Below are 19,942 nucleotides of genomic sequence, written 5' to 3'. Positions count from 1 at the left end.
AACGGATGATGACCACACTCGGCGTACTGCTCGTCACGATGGCTCTCTTGCTGGCGATAGAAACCATCATCGATGACCACTCCATGGCGTTCATTTACGCCCCCATGGCAGCGGTAATCATGATAATCGTCCTGCCGTTCCTGGCAACCGACCTGATGACCGACGAAAACACGTCCCGTGCAGCACGTTTCGGCACTTTTGCCGCAGCATTCCCCCTCTCCATAGCCTTTGTAGCCGCAGTGACATGTTCTGCCGTGTTCGTCCGCAACCGTGTGGAAACCAAACGCAGAATCGCAGCCCAAAGAGATCTCGCCACCTAACCCGACCCCACCATCCGGACCGCAGAGAAACGGACAGTCATGACACTGGAACAGCTGATCGACCGGTGGCGCCACGACGACCGAGGGCCCACCACGCTCGTCACCGTCATCGCGATGGTCGCTTTCCTGATGATGTTCTCCGTACTGCTGCAAACCGCCCTGTTCTTCCACGCACGGGACGTCGCCAACACCTGCGGCGAAAAAGCATTGCAAGCCACACGTTCTCAGCAAGGGAACCAGGCGCTCGGGCTCGCTGCAGCGAACGCGTGCATCGCGAAGTCGGGATCGGGTGACCTTCAAGCGCCGGTCGTGACGGTGAACAAGACACTCCGCGAAAGCACCGTCACGATCACCGGAAAGTCTCCGTCCCTCGTCCCGGGGCTGGAATTCGCCATAACCGTCGACCACACCAAACCCACAGAGCGCGTGACCAATCCCGGAGGTGTCGGATGAAGCTGAGCCAGTGGATCGCTCGCGCCCGCTCAAACGATCGAGGAGATGTGACCATCGAGTTGTGCCTCGCGATCGTCGTCCTCCTCGTCCTACTCGGATGGATGTACGCATACGGCATCAACCGTCAGGCACATCAAAAGGTCGAGCACGCCGCGGGAGAAGCCGCCCGAGCAGCATCACTCTCACGTACCGCCACTCAAGCCAACCCCCTCGCATACCAAGCGGCCATGGACTCCATGGACGGTCAAGGACTCAAATGCACGACCATGAACGTCAGCGCTGACACCTCCGGATTCCGCACTCGCCCAGGAGTATCCGCAACCGTCGAAGTCACCGTCAGTTGTGAAGTCTCCTACGACGCCCTCGGATGGCCCGGCGTCAGCGGAGGACGAACGATCGAGGTCACTGCAATCTCACCCATCGACACCTTCCGGGAGCGCACCAGATGATCACCGCACTGCGTAAGCGACTCACCTCCAGGCTCCCCGAGGAACGCGACAAGGGCGCCGTGACGCTGATGACTGTGATACTCGCTCCCATCCTCATATTCTTCGTGTGGGGACTCATCGTCGACGGCGGTGGAATGCACACCGCAGCTCAACGCGCGGACAACGTCGCAGAAGACGCCGCCCGGGCGTCCGGACAGCAGATCGTCGGATCGCTCAGTGCGCGAGGGATCGATACGGTTGTCGACCCCGTACGCGCCGTGGCGGCCGCGAAACGCTACCTCGCCGACGCCGGTGTCGAGGGTGAGGTCATCCCCACAGGGCCTCGCACACTGCTGATCACCACCCGCATCGTGTACGACAACAAGCTTTTGCCCCTTGGTTCGAAAGTGATCACGGGTAGTGCAACGGTGAACCTCAACCGCACCAACGCGGGGGAGGTGTACCGGCCATGAGTGCTCGCACAGTCCGATCCCGCCTCGCAGGACTCGGGTACCTCCTGATCCTGCTTCTGCTCGTGGCCGGTATCCCCGCAGCACTGTGGGCATTGCGCGGTAATCCTCTAGACATCCCCTTTTCGGATTTCGAGAGTCTGCTCTCGAGCCCCGACGACGGCAGCCTCCTCGTCGCACTTCTGCCCCTCGTCGGCTGGGTCGCGTGGGCGACATTCACCCTCCCGATCCTTGTCGAGCTCGCAGCCACACTCCGGGGCGTCAAGGCGCCGAAGATCCGGCTTCTCGGGTCGCAACAGAAAACGGCGACTTTCCTCGTCAGTGGTGCACTGCTTCTGCTGACAGCCGGCACGGCAACCGCTACACCTGCACTCTCGCAACCAGCGGACATCGCATCACCTGCGCCCTACGCACCGATCGCCGCACAGCAAGACCCGAGCGGCCCCGCCCACACTCAGGTGGACCCGCGCGCTGCACGGCCTGCAGTTCAGCCCGCCGGCCCGACCGTGACCACCGTCCGCGGAGACACACTGTGGGGACTCGCCCACACTCACCTCGGCGACGGACGGTTGTTCACCGAACTGCTCGAACTGAACAAAGACGTTGTGCCCGAAGCGGGATTCCTCGCAGAGGGAATGACGCTGCAACTCCCCGCTGCAGTGCAGGACGTCGTACAAGGCGCCTACACCGTCCAAGCTGGAGATACACTCTGGGACATCGCCGACCGAGAGCTCGGCGATCCTTTGCGTTTCTCTGAGATCACCACTGCGGACGGGTCGCCCGCGGGAGACCTGATCACTGTCGGACAGCAATTGATCATTCCATCCGCGTCCGCCCAAACACCCGTGCCGGCAGCGGAGGCAGCCCCCCAGCAAGCGGCCGTACCTGCGCCGGTTGAGGCGCCGGTGCCAGCCCCCCAGGCGCAGGTGCCCGACGCGGCACCGGACCCCCTCCCAGAAGTTGCAGCGACACCGAACTGGCAAGTCGACCCCATCGAGCCCCAGATGCCTGCGAATATGGCCCCTGATGCCGAAGCATCCGTGATCACCGCCGACGCGGAAGACGACTCCTCCAGCTCGTCCGACGTTGTCTACATCGCCCTCGGTATCTCCGCACTCGCCGCCGCCGGCCTGACCGGCCATCTCGCGCTGCGCCGTCGGCAACAGCAGCATCGCCGCCGCCGCGGCGAGCGCATCGCCCTGCCCGCCAAGGAAGCAATCCTTGCCGAACAGGCATTGACGGCCGCTGTCGATCCGTTGACCACCGCTCATGTCGACACTGCATTGCGGAACCTCGCGCAGTACTGCCGAGCGAACGAGATCTCCATCCCCAGTCTCCTTGCGGTTTTCATCGGTGACGACACGATCGAACTCGGATTGCTTGAGGAGATCTCGCTGCCCCAGCCATGGATGCAATCAGACGACGACACGTGGATGGTCGACCCACGGGCGTTCCCTCGTTCGGTCCCGGACATCGACGTCAGCCCATACCCAGCCCTGACCGCGATGGGAACGAGCGACGATGGACGAGAGCTCATGCTCAATTTGGAGGAAATAGGGCATCTCTCCATCACCGGCACACCTACCGCCACCGCAAATGTGCTTCGCGCGATGGCCGTCGAGCTTGCCGTATCGCCGCTGGCCGATTCCCTTCACCTCAACGTCGTCGGATACTGCGGCGACCTCGCAGGCGCAGTGAACACTGGCCGTATCACGCACTCCGACAGCACCGATGAGGTGTTGGCGCGCTTGGCTCGCCATCTCGAACGCGACGCCGGCATCCTCGACGAGAACGAGGTTGCATCCATCGCACAGGCACGGAGCGTGTACGAGACCAGTGAGCTGACTGCTCCGGAAATCGTCCTCATCTCCGACCCGTTGACAGCTGAGCAAACAGAAATCCTGACCTCGATCGCCCGTAGCGCCCCGCGGATCGCGTTCGCTGCAGTCACAACGCAGAACTCGAACACTCACTCCGACTGGACATTGGATGTCGCCGACGACGGAACTGCGACACTGGTCCGCCCTGGTATCGCATCAGCACAGCTCACTGTCACAACACTCGACGAAGCCGGCTACGAGAGCATTGTCAGTCTGTATGCCACTACCGCCCATGATTCTTCCCCAGCTGTCGAACCGGAGGCTGCGGACTTCGGTTGGGAGGGGGCACGTCTCGACTGCGAGATCACGACCGAGAATCTCATCACCAGTACTGACCCTGCGGCTTTCACGGTAGTTCGGAACGACGACAACGTATTTGAGGAAATCAACTCCGAGACAGTCGGTGACATCGACACCGACTCTGCGGCTGAGACCGAAACCGAGATTGTTGCGTCCCATCCCGAACTTCCCGCGGCGCCACACATTTGGATTCGCGTCCTCGGAGAACCCACCCTCACGCCACTTACTCCGGGCTCAACGGACCGCGAGAACTCGCGAAGCCTCACCGAAATCGCAGCTCTACTGGCATTCAGCGACGGCGGAGTGCCCGCAACTGAGCTCACCGCAAAGATGTGGCCGCACGACGTCGAACTCGTCAACGCGGCCAGCACTGCCGAAGAAGCGAAGACGGCAAACGCGCGGCTCCGTAGCCGCCGCAACCAAGCCGTCACACGACTGCGCAGCTGGATGGGAGATACCGACACCGGGGACGCAGCGCTCATCAAGTCCGGAGACCGAACCGGCCGAACGCCACTTCGCCTCCACCCTTCAGTGACCACAGACTGGGACTACTGGAACCAGCTCGTCGACGCTCACCCTGCGAAGACGACAACCAAACGCCTTGAATCCGCACTCGCGCTGGTGACCGGTCAGCCCTTCACCAGCGACGACCCGATTGCCTACCGGTGGGCAGATCACATAAAGCAGGAAATGATCTCCGCGATCACCGACGTCGCAGAAGAGCTTGCCGGCCGCTACATCCGCGGCGAACAGGTCACCCAGGACCTCGATGCCGCAGGAATGGCAGCCCGGGCCGGCCTCACGGTCGACAGTGCTCACGAAGGCTGCTGGCGAGCGGCCATCATCGCCACCCACTTCTCCGGGGACATCGAAACCACCCAGACCCTCATCGACACCCTCAAAAGCGAACTCGACGAACTGCAAGTCGACGCACACCCGGAGACCAACGAACTCCTCAGACAGCTCGACACCACCACCGACTACCGCATCGGAGCCGCATCATGAACCGCCGCCTCGCAGCCATGCTCACCCTCACTGCGGCGGCCTGCCTGACCGCAAGCTGCAGCATCCTCAGCCCGGAGCCCGGCACCCTCAACACCAGCAGCGGCCCGACCTTTACCGGCCCCCCTGGATCGGGAAAATCACCTGAACAGCAAGCAGGAGAAGGTGCCCTCGCCAAGATCAGCGAGTACTACACCGTGCTCGCACGATTGAACTCCGACCCCGCTGCCCCGCTCTCTGACCTCGATGCCGTCGCGGCCGGCCGTTTCCTCGACAGGACCAAGAAAGAGATCACAACCAGTCGCAACGGAAACCCGACGCCACCAAGCGATCTCAAAGTACTCAAGAACGTGATTACCAAACACGACATACCCATCGACGAGACCGGCGCACCGACAGCGGGAACTGCCACGCTCCAAATGGACGTCTGCATCAGCAAGCCTGTGGACAAACTCGAACTCGGAAAACCGATCCTGACGAACCCGTCATGGCCCGACCCAGCAGGATGGAGAGTCACAGCCGACTACACACAACCCGGAACACCCTGCAGCGCCGGAAGCTTCTAGGAGACAACAAACATGGCCCACAACAGAATTCGACGAACCACAGCAGCAGCAGTCGCAGCTGTTGCCCTACTAGCCGGCGTCGCAGCTTGTTCCAGCAATTCCGACGAGCCGAACGTCACACTCACTGCGACCGGAAACCCCGCTTTCGATGGTCCAGACGGCAAGACCGAGGCGAAGACGCCCGACGAGCAAGCGCGGAGCCAAGCGATCGCCAAGGTCAACGAGTTTTATGCTGCCCTCGGAAGCATTGAAGCTGACCCAACAGCTTCTGTGGATGCGATCAGCGGTGTGGCTGGCGACCCAGTCTTGAACGACCGAGTCGGGGACATCATGCTTCGACGGTCGCAAGGCATCACCAGTACTGGAGCCATTTCCGTCATCAAATCCTCGGTGACGGATCTGAGCGCTCCAGTAGATGATCAGGGAAAACCCCGCGCGGAAGCCACCTGGGTTCACGTTCAGGCCTGCACTGATATCTCCGGCTGGAATGCCGTATTTCCAGACGGATCAAGTGCGATGAAGCCCGACCGCGGCCAGTTCGAGTCCACCAACATCACCGTTCGGAACCCCGCGTGGCCTGATTCGAATGGCTGGCGCGTCACAAGTCAAACAGTTGAGAAGGTGCAATCATGCGACTAGCAATGAGAATTTTCGCCACTGCGACACTGGTTTGCGGCGTTCTGGTCACGGGGAGTCAGTCAGCGTTGGCGCAGCCAGGCGTAGGTGGAGGTGGAGTTGACGTATCGTCCTCGCCCGGTGGTGCGAATGTGACAGTGGGCGGCGGCTACGTGAGTGCACCCGCGGGCTCAGGCGCCAGCGCGGGGGCCGCGGCAGGCGGAGCGGCTGGCAACGCAGGAGGCGGCGGAGGCGGCGCGGCTACTGGCGGCGCCGGCCCCGCCGCTGCACCTCCGTCTGGGGTCCTCAACGGAATCCTGCAAGGCGCATGCCTCGGCACACCTGGGGGATGCCCCGCACCGCCTGCGGCACCCGGTATCGAGGTCCCGCCGACGCCGCCCTCAATGGCGGAGATCATGAATACGGTGTCTATGGCGATCACCGCAATGCAGCTCGAAAAGCCTCCAATGTGCTGGACACCTGAACCTGCGAACTCAGGTGGAGGTCAACGTACCGGTCTCGTGGGTAAGGAGAGCTGGGCTTTCATGTGCCCCAACGATGTTCGCGAATCCACGACAGGTCCGGTCAACAGAGCGGCGACCTCGGGTGTTGTAACCGTCACCGCGAACGCCATCAACACCGGTGTCCTCATTAATCACGGCGATGGAGACGTGCAACTGTGCCCGGGTGCATTGCTGCCGTTCACTCCGTATACCGATGCTGTTGACGCCAGCCCTCTTTCGCCCGCCAGCGGAACTCCATCGCCCACATGCGGACATCGTCTCGCAAAATCGTCCATCGGACAGCCGCAAGACGTCTTCAAGGTCAGCGCGACCAGCAACTGGGTGGTCACGTGGACTGCCACTTGGCCAGGCGGCACGATGGGCGGCGTAGCCCCCACTCCGTTGACGTCGATGTACGACCGGCGGGTAGGCGAATTGCAGGTCTTGGTCACACCGAACTGAATTCAGCCAATGGATGCCCGCGTCATTTTGAACTGTCCAGTTCGAGTGGCGCGGGCATTTTTGTCGGCAGAACGAGAAGGGAATCACAGGTGGGCACCTATCATCACGTGGTCCTACGCTCGGCGCCAGGCGAATACGTCGCCAGGATAAGGCCGAGCGCATTCGGATGCGACATCAAGGTCGGTAGGGGAGGTTGGTTTGATCAGAATCGGCTCCCGGCCATCATGGCGTTCGCGGAGAAGTATTTCGACTGTTCCCTGACGGCGATCTGGGTAGACGACCTGTCCTGTGACGGTTGGGAATACGACTCGTCACTGGTAGCTCCGTGGGACGGCCCGGTGTCCCTTGATGACGAACCTGAACTTCCTCACCTGGTACCGGCCAGCTCGCCAGGCAAGGCCGTCGCCGCTTATCCGAACATCATTGTCGAGGGGATGTAACTACACGTGCTGACCGGGGATCCGAGCGAGAATACATCGTTGTCATTGCGCGAAATACGCAGGGCCATAACACAATCTCCTGATATGACAGGGAGACAGAAGCTCTCGTATCTGGGTGCGTGGTCGTTTCATGCTCGTGGGGCGTCCCGTAATACAGCCAGGGTTGAGGACTACAGGCAAGTGTCTGATTTTCCTGTCCACGTCTCGGCATTGCGCGCCTGCGTGAATGCGGTTGACCCGGAGCTGATTTCGGACTTGTCGGCGACGTTGACCCCATACCCAGAATCTTCCTATTCCACGTCCTTTGAGGATGCGCTCAGGTCTGAATTCGGGGATCCGGTGGGTGTTCTGCGATCAACAGGCTGTCGCTGGAATGGGATGCGTGGCCCGACCGTCCGTGGCCGATGTTGATGCACCGCGCCGTTGACAGCACAAGCAGGTATCTGGCCTTGGACAGGGACCGCCTGTCGAGGCTCGATCGGGGAGAGACGCGGTTGGCTGCAGCTTTGGCAGTTGCGATCCCGATGGTGGTGCGTAGCGAATTCGCCGAGATCGGTGTTCGGGGTCGCTATATTTTGTTGTGGCGGGGGCTGGGGAAGTTCGGGGTAAGCCCGCGGCCAGAGGTTTGGCCTGAACTGGCGGCTCGCCGGGTACCTCATGACTACAGTGCGCAGCCGCTGTCGTCGTTTACGGCCAACTTTGAGGTTGCCTTGGATTTCGCGAGGGACGGTGAGGGGATTTTGTTGGCTGGGTTGGTTCCGTTGTCGGCTGTATTTTCGACTCCGCTCGTGATGGGAATTCCGGGATCTGAGGTGGTCGTGCGCGATCATCGCCACCGCTGGCTGGTGCCTCTCCGCCGGACCGAGGGCGCTTGGGTAGTTGACTACAGCCCGCCCTGATTGATTCATCTCCCGAGCGGCCATCGCAGTCTCGACGTTGCTTGCAGTTGCACGCTTGTGTTGCGTGTTGGATTACCTTGTGGCGGAGTGGAACTGTGGAGCTTCAGTCTGGTTGAGTTTGTGGGTGTCAATATTGTGAAATTCGAGCGGGTGGGGGAGTTTGGATGAGGCAGCTGCCGACTTCGATTCAGGAGGAGAGCGCTTCAGATGGGGGGACGGGCCGTTGGTGGGCGTGGTGGAGCGAGCGGATGCATTTGGTTCTGCCGATCGGTGTCCCCGCGTCAATCCTGCTGTTGTTCTGGTCCAACGTAATTTGGACGTCGATCGACCAGTATCTCAATCCAACTTCGGGGGCGGCAGTGGATGTTTCGCCCGATCCTGGAATTGCGGAGGACGTTATCGCTACTAGCGTGGCGGTGGCGTGCGGGTGGTTCACGTTCTTGGTTGTTCGGAGATTCTGGGGCCCGGTCGATCGATCTGCGCCGTGGCTCGCAGGTGTGGGCCGTCGTCGGAGGTTCCTCGGAGCTGCAGGAATTTGGGCGGTCGGTCAGGCTCTGGCAATTGCGTTTCGGGCATTTGTCGGTGAGGGCTCAACTGGCAGTCCCTCGGTCGAGGGTGGCTGGTTCTCCTGGGACGTCGTGAAGCCGGTCCTGCTGGCGGGGTTGATGGAAGAGGTCTTCTTTGCCGGGCTAGCGGTATTGGTAGGTCTGCGATTCCGGATCAACCTCATCGTGGTGATCGGCATTTCAGCGATTCTTCGTGGAGCCTTACACATATATCAGGGGTGGGAGTTCGCAGTCGGGGCGATGTTGTGGGGCGGGTTTGCTGTTTTCGCGTACTACCGCTATCGATCGCTCTTGGGATTAGTTGTGCCTCACAGTATTTTCAATCTTGGCGTGGCGGCGGGTTGGATGGGACAGCGATGGTTGGTCGTGGCCGTCGCGGTCGTAGTGGTCGGCTTTGCTGTTGTCTACATCGCAGAGATCGAGAGGTCGCGCGTTCTCGTTTAGGCACTGAGGGTGGGGTAAACGTGGGCGATCGGCAATCGCGGTCAGTTGTGTTGACCGGTGAGCCTTAAAGGCCAGAAGCATCAAAGAAGGCCCTGTTCGAGTGTGTGAACAGGGCCTTTTGCCAACTAGATGCATCGAAGGATTCGTACGGGTGGGTCGCGGGACCGTGCTCAATGTCTGTCTCTGCCCATATCGTTGGGGATATGACGGAGAATCGAAGCTTTCTTGATCGTCCGAAACCGTGGCTGGATGCTCCCCGCCCGGGGCCGACTGTCGTTGTCGACATCGATGGCGTCGTTGCGGATATGCACAATTTCGAGGGGTTGATCGCCGCGCCGTCATACGCCGATCGAGATTGGAAGCGGTTTCATACCCATTTCGGTGAAGCTTCCCTGAACCGCGCAGGCGGAAAGTTGGTTCGGGCGCTCGACAGTGCAGGTTTCACCGTTGCATACAGCACAACCCGCTTGGACCAGTTCAATCGGACATCTGATCGGTGGATCCGGGCGAAGTCGTTGCCGCCCGGTCACATCGAATCACGGAGCTTGTGGGTGGACGGAACTGTGCGTCGGGCCCTCGATGTCAAACGACGGCATTGGTGGCGATGGGAAAACCACTACGCAGAGACGAGCCCGATAGTTGCCTGGATCGACGACGAACCAGACGCAGTCGACGCGCTTCGGGGGGAGGGCTGCCTGGCGTGGTTGTTCTCGGAGCTCGTCGATCGCCTCAAAGTCGGCGATGTGGTTCCAGCGCTTGCGTCCGGACCGGAACCCGTCGATGTTCTCGCCGCGAGGAAGGCGGAGGCTTTGCCGCGGTGGGAGGAATTCGACGAGCGGTTCAAGGTCAAACACGCGCGGTGGCAGAAACGGCACGCGGAACGAATGCGGAGTCGGCAACAGGATCAACGGGTGGTCGGCGATGGAGCTGTTCGCGTCTGAGCCATTCTTTGAAGGTGGCTCACCGCATCGACGATTGACATCGATGCGGTGAGCCGGAGCACACTACGCCAGCAATGCGCCGCTGACGATGCTACTGCACCCCTGCGTGGAGATGCGGAGATTAGGCTCAGCCGCATGACCCTCTGGTTCTTGCGCTCTCGATCCAACAAGTACGCGGTAAGAGTCGACACCGCCGCCGCGGCTGCGGATCTTCGTGGGCGAATGCGCGCTGTACGTGAGATGAGTTCTCCTGCAGGAAGTGTGGACTGGGAATCGTCGCGTGAGATCGCTGGGAAGTGTGATTTTCAGTTCGTGGCGGCCGCCCGGGCGCTTCCCTTTCTTGAGAGGCGCTTGGCGTTGGCGTGGGAGCGGTCGCTGGTCATGAGTTGTTGGTATGACCGAGGTAATCGACACGGTTTCGAGCTCCTTGAGGAACGCGGCTTTGCTCTTATGGCGATGCTCCCGGAAGGGGTTGAAGCGTCGGTCTGTCGCGAGTTCGTCGATGCGGTCGACCACCGTCACGAGATGGGCTCCCGCGTCGATGGGGTAGGCGAGTCGGTGGCTGCGGCGGAACTCGCGCTGGTCGAAGTGAATCAGAAAGCGTTGCGCCGACGAATGAAGGACGCGCGACAACTGATCGTGCTCGAGAGCGTGATCGGTGGCCAGTCCGGACGGATCGGTCAAAGCCTGCGGCATTATGTGCCGTGGCTCGACTTCGCGTGTGAGTATCTCGAGGATCCACGGGAGGTTCAGGAGCTGGAGATGCTTGTCGCTCGTTGGCGCATCGAGCGTTCGAAATACGTTGTGGAGAACCCGGATTATGCACACGTGCGGATTGTCGACGTGAAGACGGCGCAGGACGGACCGCACCACAGAGAGGGCATGTAGATGAGTACCGAACCATTTCGAATCAGCGAAGGCAGCGCTCTGCACGCCGATGACCCGGATCCGTTGCGGCAGTACTGGTACACCGCTGATGACCTGGTGGATACCTTCGGCTACCGGCGGGACGCCTTGGAAGATTTGTTCGGTGAAGCGACGCCCGGGCCTGGCGGGTTGGTGGGGTGGACGACGTCGGTGGTGTGGAAGATCGAGAGTGAAGTGATTGTGCCGGCGGTGGAATTGTTGGAGTCGAGTTTCCGCGATCAGGAGTCGATTGATCTCACGGTGTATCGGTCGTCGGCTGGCTGAGGCTCTGCGATTAACTGCCGCTTGCTGGGCCTTACATGTTGAGCTGGTTGGCCAGTCGACTGATCGGGCGCGGCTCGATGCTCAGGTTCCTCGGCTGAGGAACTCCGATGATGTGCACTCCGGCGCTGGCGCGGACGTGTGCGTCGCCGTTCACGGAGACAGAGGAAGTGTCCGTCGCTGCGACGAGAGTATGGCCGGCCGCTTGGACGTGGCACTGGGAGTGGGCGAAGACGACAGCCTGATCTTCGGCGCGAATCTTGGCGTGATCGGTACCGACGATGTGGCTTTTCCCGCGCGCTTCGATGGTGACGCCATCGAATGCTTCGACGTGCGCGAATTCGTAGGCGGTGACACGGGCGCGGTGGCAGGCCTGTAGGAAGCATCGACCGGCGGCAGCGATGGATCCTCCACTGATTCCGGCACACGATTGACCGATGATCTTCACGTCGACTCCGTGCGGGACATGCCCGAGGTCGAACCACAGGTCAGGGTCGGCGTCGATGATCAGTCGTTTGGCGCCGCCGCGGAGGTGGTGGGTGTATTCGCTGAAGGTGTGAACGATCAATGCTGGACGGGAGGAACGTGCCGGGTGGAGTCGTGCGCGGCGGCGGTCAGCTTTTCCGATTGGGGCGTTCATAGGGTGATGTTGCCTCTACTGGTGAGTTTTCGAGTGGTTTTGGTGGCGGCGAGTCCGGTCACGATGCGGGAACATCGTGGTTCGAGAGCAGCACGAGCGGGTTTTCAGGCATCTGAGATGTGCGGTCAGTGATAGTCCATGGCATGGACAGCGCACGCCCCAGCGGCCAACCGATGAGTTCGGAAGCCCGCGCTGTCCGGTAGAGCGGTTAGGGTCGGGTTCTGCCTGTGACCATGGGTGATGGACGCGCTGAAGGAGCTTTCCGAGATGGCCGAATCGAATGTGGAGTCGGGAAATACTGCCGACGGTGCTTCGACTTCTCTCTCCGCTGAGGAGGTCGAGTCCACAACGCCTGACCATGGTCAACGACCGGGGCTTGTCACCGCCGCCGACGCCGGAGGGCGGAAACCCCCGCTCTCGACGTATCTGCCGATTCTGGGTGTCATTGCTGTGAGCGTGGCGGTGTGGATCGCTGCTCGCTGGGTGTTCGGTCGTCACGAGCAGGCTGGCCTGTGGTCGGTCGCGTCGTTCGCTGCTCTGGCTGGGGCGGCGGTCAGCGTGGCGGTGCGTCCGATGATGGCAAGTTTGTGTGCACTCGTGCAGATTCCCATGACGCCGACCATTCGCCCGATCGTCCCGGCAGTAGCAACAGCAGGATTGTGGTTCGGGGCGGTGATGATCGCCGGCGGCGACGCGATCTTGCCGGCATGGCTCACGGTGGCGGCTTTGTCTGTGTGGGCTGCGTGGATTGACCACTTCACCTTGCGGTTCCCGTTGCCGCTGATTCGTGCAGTCACCGCGGCGGGTCTGCTGCTCGGCGCGATGGCAGTGGTGGTCGATCAGGACCCTGATGCGGGTCTTCGTGCTGTGGTGGCCGGCGCCGCGATATTCGCCAGTTACCTGGCATTCGCGATCATTACTCGCGGTCACCCAGGTTTGGCGGATGTGAGGTTGAGCTTCATTCTCACGGCAGCTGTCGGATGGGTCGGTTGGATGAACGTAGCTTCGGCAGTGCTGCTGCCGAATATCCTGGCGGTAATAGGGGTGGCGGTAACCAAGGTGCTCGGAGGCAGAAAGGTCCGGGGTGTGGAGTTCGGGTTCGCTCCGTACCTCGTCGTCGGCACAGCACTCGCTATCGCGTTGCCGGCGGGCTGGTGGCTGCTGTGAACCCGAGCAAACGTATCCGTACCGATGAGACGAACTGGACAATGCGCTGGCGCCGGCGGAATCGTTTTCACTCGCCGAACCGGGTGGAAATGGTGGATGAGTTACTCGATCACGTTCACCAGGTCGCCGAACGCACTCTGCCGGCATCGGATGCTCCGGGATCGGCCGGTGTGCGGCGTCTGCATGTGGTGTCGACGATGATCCGTGAGCTGGAGGAGGACATGCGCACTGACAACGCGGTCGGAAGCACGACAGTCGAGTCGGTCAGTTTGGGACAGTTCTACGTGATGACCGCACACGGATGCGCAACACGCCTCGCTGCGGATCTCGATGCGGAAGACACTCCGGAGCGCGATGACGAAAGACTTGCCGCACTAGATGAATTTCATGCTGTTCAAGCAGCCACCGGGATCACCGTCGACGTTCACCGGATGCCTACTTCTCCGGAAGGAATCAAGGTTCTGACGGAGTTGGTACGACGAGCTCACAGCGGCGACATGACGCCGGCGCATGTCGAGAATGTGCGTGAGGTCGGCAGATTCGGTGCACTTCTTGACGCCCCTGTCCCTGATCGGGACATTCGCGGGCTGGTCGCGCACTTCAAACGCGTGGCGGGCAAGTCGTCGGGCCCGATAGGGCTGCGGATGCCGGTGGTGCGTGCCCGTGTGTTGGTCGCGTTCTTCGATCGGTACGCGGTCAGACTGACCAAGACTGGGCAAGATGCGTTGCCGGCGCCGCACGTCCTCGAACACGCGGCAGCGTGTGAATTGGCCGAGCGCGCAACGTGGCATCTCTATCGAGTCAGAAGCATCCGACGTTAGTAGCCGTTCCGTTGAAGTATCGAATGGGGAAGTGGAGGAGAGGAAGAGGATGGACGAGAGAGCTAGGGACGTGAAGTCAGGCATCGTCCACACCGAACTTCCGTGTGAGTTCTGCGCCGAGCACCCGCAGTACTTAGCCGATGATCCTGTCGGGTTCGTGCGCGCAGCGAGGTGGGCAGCGGTCGTCAAAGACTGCTGCCATGGCAACGCCCCCGTGGACTACTTACTCTGCGACGAACATTGGGCCATGATCCGATTTCAGCAGTTGCCCGGCCAATGCCGCCGATGTGGGCGAATCGCCTACTCGGTAGCCGATATCGTCAGCACCGAGATTCCACTCGGCCGGACCGCTGAGGGCGTGTGGCCGTTGGTAGGACGTGATATCCCTGTTCCTCGATTCAGTTGAATGGGTCCCGCGACAGACTTTTATAGTCCGCCGTTCGTGCGTTCTTACGGCTGTACGTCGGACGGGCATGGGACCACGTGGGGGTGGCTCGGGCACACGGTGACAGGCAGCCCGTAATTGTTTTCCGTTGCAAGTCTTTCCGGTTTCTTGCCGTTCTCGATGAGCATGACGCAGGCGGTGCCACCTATGCCGGCCACCCCGGCCAACAGGTCTGCGTCCGTCGAGCCGTTGATGTTGTGGCTGCAAACAGTTTGCGAATAGCGTCCGCCACGTCGTGAATGGTTGTGTCTTTCGATGTGGTGACTTGCCAAGCGGCTTCCTCGAGCTGTCTCACTACGACGTTGTCAGGTGCTTCTGTGTATGCGCAGTCGAGCAGTTCAATCACGGTCCCAGCCGTTTTTTCGATGTCGGTCAGGGGAAGTCGAGCATCCGCGTCGGCTTTCGTGATGGTGTCAGTGTCTACACGTGTGGGACGCTCGAGCTCACCCTGCAGCAGTAGGTCCACTTTGATCTGACCAGTAGTGGAGACGGGGTGGTATTGCGCTGAAATAGTGGAGGTAACGGCGTCGCCGGCGTCCGGACCGAATGGCACGCATATCCAACTGAGCGGAACTTCCTCCCGTGGTCGGCAGCGGCACCCTGTCGGGTACTTCGAAGGTGTGGACGCTGGCGCCTTATCGAAAGGTGCGCACGGGCACCCATTTCCTTCGTCGTCTTGCAGGTACCACTCGTAGTGTTCACAGTCGGATTCTGGTCCACAGATGGCGCACTCTGGCAGCATGACGCACGTCCGGCCGCCGTCGATTCCCGTGTTTGTGCTGCATACACATTTTTGCGTGCTGTTGTGTTTCTCGATGACATCGGCAATGGACTGAGCGAACTCGGTGGGTCCGAATCCTTGGCTGCCTGTCGAGTGATGCTCGTCGAAAATCGATCTTTCAACATCGGCGATCGACGTCCCACCGATGGTGGCCCTGCCGCTCGACGCGGTAACAAAACCGCCCGCCCCCAGGTGGTAGGTGCGAATCTTCTTCGCGTCATCGTTCAAGATGTGGGCAGGGATACCTGGTTTGCAGGTACGGCCGTCCGAGGCGAGAACATAGCCGTTGGTTGCACGGGCGAAAATGATGACAGTCACGCGGTTCATTAGAGCTGATCACCGACGGCCTGGCCGAGGGATCCGCCATCTCGGACCGATTCTTTTCGACAGCAAACCCGTCGAGTGCGCTTTCCACTAGGCCGGACTTGAAAGAAGGACGGTTCGGAAAGGGACAGCGCGGTGGTTGGCGCTGTCCTGTCCAGGTCCGAACCTATGGTCCTCCCACATGCCGTTTGGACGACGAGGAGTGAGCCTGATGACTGTCGAGATTGTTCGTATTCATCCGACCGAAGCGAAGAAGATGCGCCGCCTCCACCGGCACTGGTCGCCGGGCACCGAAGCTCCCGCGGGACTAGGGGGAGCAGGAACGGTGGGCATCGTCGCATCGTCGGAATACCGGCAGCTCGGGTACGCGCTTGCATCAGCGCCTCACGGGCTGATTCGGACCGCGCGTGAAGCGGGTTGGTCTCCGGAGGGTTGTGAGCGGCTTGCTGCACACACCCGGATCGTCGAGGCTCTCGTCGTCAACCCGGAGGTTCCCGACGCGGGCATGGTCCGAGCAGCGCTGATCGCGCGGTTGATCGCCGAGCTCACCGACGACACGGCAGGCAACGGTCGCTTGTACGGCTCGACGGAGGACCTTCCGGAACGGGTGCAGTTCTGGCGCGAGTTGGGGTTCGAGGTGAGGGAGCCGAATACTCCGACGACGTGGGAACATCCGGGGTGCCGCACATTGCGATACAGCGGTGAAAGCCCCGGCTGCAGACCGTTCACCAGGACTCTGGGCGGGCCGCTGTGAACGGCGACGAGGGCCGCTCGCACACGTTGGTTGTCGCGGACGGAACCAGACTCGCGGTCCGCGAGGTCGGATCCCGACCGGCGCCGCTGACGGTGGTCTTCGTGCACGGCTTCTGCCTACACGCCGGGGCCTGGGCGCCTCAGCAACGCTATTTGAGTAGGCAGTGGGGCGAGCGGGCGAGGTTGGTGTTCTTCGATCACCGAGGTCACGGTGGCTCAGGGGGTGCCGATGCCGGCACTTACACGATCAGCCAGCTCGGGCGCGACGTCGAGGAAATCATTCGGGTGGTAGCGCCCACCGGACCCGTTGTTCTCGTGGGTCATTCGATGGGCGGTATGGCGGTGTTGTCGTACCTCGCGCAACACGCCGATTCGACATCTCGTGTGGTCGGCGTGGGGTTGATCTCGACCGCCTTGAGTAACGTCGCGGGCGCCGGCATCGGGCGCGCGTTGAATACCCCGGCAGTCTCACTGCTCGGCGGTGCGTGCGCGCGTGCACCGAGATTGGTCGGGCGCAGCTGGAGTCTCTCGCGACGGCTGCTGACGCCCGTCATCGGCGCGACCTGTCCCATGGCTCCGAGCTTGGGCCTGCGGGCGGCAGCGACGTCGTACGAGATGGTCCACGCGACACCGATTGCGACGGTGGCGGCATTCTTGCGGGACCTGCGTCTCTACGACGCGTCTGCCGCGGTGGGAGCGCTGGGGCGCATGCCGGTATCGATCATGTGCGGAACCAGAGATCGGGTCACTCCGATCCTGCATTCACAGCAGCTGGCCGCGCTTTTGCCGAACGCCGAACTCGTTGCCGTGGCTGGTGACCGGCACATGGTGGGTCTGGAACAGCCACAGGTCGTCGGAGAAGCGCTCGATCGGCTACTTGTCCGTGCGCAGACCTATCACCGGGAGCATTCACCTACAACGGATCTGGTCGGAGCGTGACGTGAGCGTAGACAGTGCAGCAACCGCAGTGCGGTCCATGATCGCCGACATCGACGTGGACCCGGAGAGCGAAGAATTCTTGTGCGCGCTCGACCGATTGTGGGAGCAGATGCTCAGCGAGCGCGTGGCGGAGATCGTCGGGCTCAGGCGTGAGCAGACGTGGAGTGCTGACGAGCCTGGATGGGAAGGAAATTCGTCGCTCGACTACTACCCTCGGCGCGATGTGTGGCGCACGACGGTACATACCGGTCGCACCGCCGGCGGTGAGGAGGTGAAGATTCCGCTCGCTCTTCTCGCGCCGGTTCTGATCGGACTTGTCCCGGTTCTTGCCGGCGTGACTGCGCAGGCCAACCCATTCGTCGCATTACTTGTCTGTATTGGTCTCGCCGCAGGGATAGAGGCGGTGGGGTTGTGGTGGTGGACCCGCCGCGATCCACTCCGTCTGAGCACGGAGGACAAAACCGAGATCGGCGTCGCTGTGACAGCTCTGCAGACGTTGATCTCAGCGGGCGGAGCGCATGTCGAGCTGCGGTTGGCGTTGGCGGCGTCGGCACTCGTCGACGAGATCCGCACCGTCCCTGTATGGACCAGTGAGGAGCTCGACATAGGTCGCATACGCCTGAATCTCGACGAGCAACTGGCCGAAATTCTCGCGCATGCCGGTGAACTCGCCACAGTGCGAGCAACTTTGGGAGCCCCGGCGGCGGGTAGTAGCCCGCAAGCCCTCGCAGCGAGGGAGGCTCACCTGGTGAGCAGCCGGTGGCTCGAGCGGGTCGAGCGTTCGCTGCTCACACGTGTAGCTGCGCTGTGGAGCTATCGTCGCCATCTGCTCGAGCTGCAGGAATCGATCACTGCCGGTGAATCTCTCGACAGGATTCACGACGGGGACCGGGCCATCGAGGGCCTTCTGGTCAACTCGGCCGGCGATGACGTGGCGGCTTCGGCGATAGGCCAGTTGGCGACCGACCTCACAGACCTTCGGCGCGCACGAGAGTCCGCGTTGGCGGAGCTACGCGGAGAGCTCTACGAATTCGAGGAGCGGGACTGATGGGGAGAAGTCACGACAGGATCAGCCCGGACCGCGGTAACGGCGTCTTCGACCCAGATCGGGGAGAGAGTGACATCGCCACCCGCAAAGAAGGTGCCTTGATCTCGGAACACGCCTACAGCACTCGTGCCGACATTCGCAGCGGAGCACGCGAACTCGACCATGCGACAGAGAACTTGCCCGGCCTCACCCGTGCAAGTCGCGATCTCAACCGGGCCTATCCGCGCCCGATGCCGGCACCGATCGAGAACCGAAGGTTGCGCCGAGAACTGCCGGCCGCGATCGAACTGCGTCGCTCGTTGTCCGCGCGGCAGAAAAACGCACGCTCTGCCACCAAACGGCAGGTGCTCGATTCGATGCCGCAGGCGCAGTACAACGCTCTGTCGGCATTGACGTCGGATCCGAACGCTTGGAAGGAAACGAACAACGCGCTTTCTGCGGTTGCCGGCGATGCCGTTGAACTCGACGACAGCAGGCGTAAGCAGGTGCAACGTGTCGACCGCGCCATTCAACGGTACGAGCGTGAATCCGGCCGCGGACATCTCGTCTACACATCCGTCAGCGTTCCCAATGCTGTGGTCAACCCGGCGGACTTGCCTGCCACGCTTCAACCCGGCACGGTGCTGTCTTTCGACCGGTTCACTGCAGCGACGCACTCTCTACACGAGCTCGATTCCACCACTCGCCCGACAGATGTCGTCTTCGAGATCTCGACAGAGCGGGGGATGTACTACGGGCAGTCTTCACGGATGAACAACTCGCATCATTTGCTTCCGAGAGGAATTCAATTGGACGTGGTGGGTGCACATTTCGCGCCGTACGAGCGACCTGGACAACAACCTGGTGAGCGCCTGATCGTGCAACTGACTGACCACAGACCCGAAGGAGAGCAACGATGAGCAAAGACCAGACGTCGCGCCGCCGCCGGCCGGACCTGACATTTCATCCTGACATTCTCGGGATTCCGGCACAGTTCCGAGTCGTAGACACCCGCCGAGCGGAAGAGGCTGGTCCCGACACAGCCGGTGACGCAGTCCGCGATATCGGCGCGCAAGAGAACTGAAGGACGCACACAAAAGAAAAGTCGGAGGCCACCACATGGTGTGCCCCCGACTCACCCGGTGCATTCTCAGTGCCGCCGACACTACCCCCCGCGATCGACCAACTCGGCCAGTCCTGCCATACGCCGGTGCCGAATCGGGGCCGCCTCCTGGAACCTGTGCACCAGAGCGCCGGCTGAATTTCCCGGGCTGACGGCGAATGAAAGAAGCCTGAGCTTGCAGGTTCTGCACGGAGGTGCGTGCACGGCGTCATCCAGTCCAGGTCCGGAGTTAGCGTGCGGCGATGCCGGACGCATCGCATCGGCTCGCCAGGAAAGGGAGAACCATGACCACGCCGATCGAACCCCCCGATACAACTGTCGCCACGCTGTCGACGGCCATCGTAAGCTCCCCACTGGCGGCCATTTATGGCGCATTTTGTGGCCATGGTTTCTCCCCGCGTACGGCCAGATAGTTCCCCACCTGCTGTGAGTCAGATTCGGTCCC

21 protein-coding genes are annotated in these 19,942 nt (G+C 61.6%); 20 read left to right on the top strand and 1 reads right to left on the bottom strand.

Annotated features, from left to right (window positions below; genetic code table 11):
- Positions 1 to 5 precede the first annotated feature (5 nt).
- The 13 genes from ASU23_RS02440 (at position 6) to ASU23_RS02375 (ending at position 11,480) form a co-directional block, all read left to right on the top strand.
- Positions 6 to 320, top strand: coding sequence for a hypothetical protein (locus tag ASU23_RS02440; RefSeq protein WP_058037096.1), 315 nt, complete (start codon positions 6 to 8; stop codon positions 318 to 320).
- Positions 321 to 359: 39 nt separating this feature from the next.
- Positions 360 to 773, top strand: a complete 414-nt coding sequence (locus ASU23_RS02435; RefSeq protein ID WP_058037095.1) for a hypothetical protein — start codon at positions 360 to 362, stop codon at positions 771 to 773.
- On the top strand, positions 770 to 1,222 hold the full coding sequence (locus ASU23_RS02430; RefSeq protein WP_058037094.1) for a pilus assembly protein TadG-related protein: 453 nt from the start codon (positions 770 to 772) through the stop codon (positions 1,220 to 1,222). Before ASU23_RS02435 ends, ASU23_RS02430 begins: the two co-directional genes overlap by 4 nt.
- A complete protein-coding gene (locus tag ASU23_RS02425) occupies positions 1,219 to 1,674 on the top strand; it encodes a TadE/TadG family type IV pilus assembly protein (RefSeq protein WP_058037093.1) in 456 nt (151 codons plus the stop codon). Before ASU23_RS02430 ends, ASU23_RS02425 begins: the two co-directional genes overlap by 4 nt.
- Positions 1,671 to 4,856 (top strand): LysM peptidoglycan-binding domain-containing protein, encoded by a 3,186-nt coding sequence (locus ASU23_RS02420; RefSeq protein WP_058037092.1) that lies wholly within the window; start codon positions 1,671 to 1,673, stop codon positions 4,854 to 4,856. Before ASU23_RS02425 ends, ASU23_RS02420 begins: the two co-directional genes overlap by 4 nt.
- The gene (locus ASU23_RS02415; RefSeq protein WP_058037091.1) at positions 4,853 to 5,419 is read left to right on the top strand and encodes a hypothetical protein; all 567 of its coding nucleotides are present in this window, start codon (positions 4,853 to 4,855) and stop codon (positions 5,417 to 5,419) included. Before ASU23_RS02420 ends, ASU23_RS02415 begins: the two co-directional genes overlap by 4 nt.
- A 12-nt stretch (positions 5,420 to 5,431) precedes the next feature.
- A complete protein-coding gene (locus ASU23_RS02410) occupies positions 5,432 to 6,058 on the top strand; it encodes a hypothetical protein (protein WP_058037090.1) in 627 nt (208 codons plus the stop codon).
- 149 nt (positions 6,059 to 6,207) lie between these two features.
- Positions 6,208 to 6,999, top strand: coding sequence for a hypothetical protein (locus ASU23_RS02405; protein ID WP_156423062.1), 792 nt, complete (start codon positions 6,208 to 6,210; stop codon positions 6,997 to 6,999).
- A gap of 89 nt (positions 7,000 to 7,088) precedes the next feature.
- Entirely contained in the window at positions 7,089 to 7,439 is a 351-nt protein-coding gene (locus ASU23_RS02400) for a hypothetical protein (RefSeq protein ID WP_058037088.1), read from the top strand.
- 1,147 nt (positions 7,440 to 8,586) lie between these two features.
- Positions 8,587 to 9,348, top strand: a complete 762-nt coding sequence (locus ASU23_RS02390; RefSeq protein ID WP_172826990.1) for a CPBP family intramembrane glutamic endopeptidase — start codon at positions 8,587 to 8,589, stop codon at positions 9,346 to 9,348.
- Positions 9,349 to 9,551: 203 nt separating this feature from the next.
- On the top strand, positions 9,552 to 10,289 hold the full coding sequence (locus ASU23_RS02385; RefSeq protein ID WP_253741141.1) for a hypothetical protein: 738 nt from the start codon (positions 9,552 to 9,554) through the stop codon (positions 10,287 to 10,289).
- A 240-nt stretch (positions 10,290 to 10,529) separates the two neighbouring features.
- On the top strand, positions 10,530 to 11,177 hold the full coding sequence (locus ASU23_RS02380) for a hypothetical protein (RefSeq protein ID WP_253741139.1): 648 nt from the start codon (positions 10,530 to 10,532) through the stop codon (positions 11,175 to 11,177).
- On the top strand, positions 11,178 to 11,480 hold the full coding sequence (locus ASU23_RS02375; RefSeq protein WP_058037085.1) for a hypothetical protein: 303 nt from the start codon (positions 11,178 to 11,180) through the stop codon (positions 11,478 to 11,480).
- Positions 11,481 to 11,511: 31 nt separating this feature from the next.
- Here ASU23_RS02375 and ASU23_RS02370 read toward each other — a convergent pair whose 3' ends face one another.
- A complete protein-coding gene (locus tag ASU23_RS02370) occupies positions 11,512 to 12,117 on the bottom strand; it encodes a hypothetical protein (protein ID WP_058037084.1) in 606 nt (201 codons plus the stop codon).
- Positions 12,118 to 12,384: 267 nt separating this feature from the next.
- Here ASU23_RS02370 and ASU23_RS02365 point away from each other — a divergent pair, with 267 nt between their 5' ends.
- From ASU23_RS02365 to ASU23_RS33780, 7 genes are all read left to right on the top strand, one after another.
- The gene (locus ASU23_RS02365; protein ID WP_253741137.1) at positions 12,385 to 13,284 is read left to right on the top strand and encodes a hypothetical protein; all 900 of its coding nucleotides are present in this window, start codon (positions 12,385 to 12,387) and stop codon (positions 13,282 to 13,284) included.
- A gap of 89 nt (positions 13,285 to 13,373) precedes the next feature.
- The gene (locus ASU23_RS02360; RefSeq protein WP_253741135.1) at positions 13,374 to 14,105 is read left to right on the top strand and encodes a hypothetical protein; all 732 of its coding nucleotides are present in this window, start codon (positions 13,374 to 13,376) and stop codon (positions 14,103 to 14,105) included.
- Positions 14,106 to 15,866: 1,761 nt separating this feature from the next.
- Positions 15,867 to 16,409: a hypothetical protein gene (locus tag ASU23_RS02345; protein WP_253741133.1), complete on the top strand. Its 543-nt coding sequence runs from the start codon at positions 15,867 to 15,869 to the stop codon at positions 16,407 to 16,409.
- Positions 16,406 to 17,347, top strand: coding sequence for an alpha/beta fold hydrolase (locus ASU23_RS02340; RefSeq protein ID WP_058037081.1), 942 nt, complete (start codon positions 16,406 to 16,408; stop codon positions 17,345 to 17,347). Before ASU23_RS02345 ends, ASU23_RS02340 begins: the two co-directional genes overlap by 4 nt.
- Before the next feature lies 1 nt (position 17,348).
- A complete protein-coding gene (locus ASU23_RS02335; RefSeq protein WP_058037080.1) occupies positions 17,349 to 18,395 on the top strand; it encodes a hypothetical protein in 1,047 nt (348 codons plus the stop codon).
- A complete protein-coding gene (locus ASU23_RS02330; protein WP_058037079.1) occupies positions 18,395 to 19,294 on the top strand; it encodes a hypothetical protein in 900 nt (299 codons plus the stop codon). Before ASU23_RS02335 ends, ASU23_RS02330 begins: the two co-directional genes overlap by 1 nt.
- Positions 19,291 to 19,458: a hypothetical protein gene (locus tag ASU23_RS33780; protein WP_156423061.1), complete on the top strand. Its 168-nt coding sequence runs from the start codon at positions 19,291 to 19,293 to the stop codon at positions 19,456 to 19,458. Before ASU23_RS02330 ends, ASU23_RS33780 begins: the two co-directional genes overlap by 4 nt.
- Positions 19,459 to 19,942 lie beyond the last annotated feature (484 nt).

The sequence above is a fragment of the Rhodococcus sp. KB6 genome (assembly GCF_001445685.1).
In the GTDB taxonomy this organism is placed as follows: Bacteria; Actinomycetota; Actinomycetes; order Mycobacteriales; family Mycobacteriaceae; genus Rhodococcus_F; species Rhodococcus_F qingshengii.
This window is presented reverse-complemented; position numbering and strand designations above follow the sequence as displayed.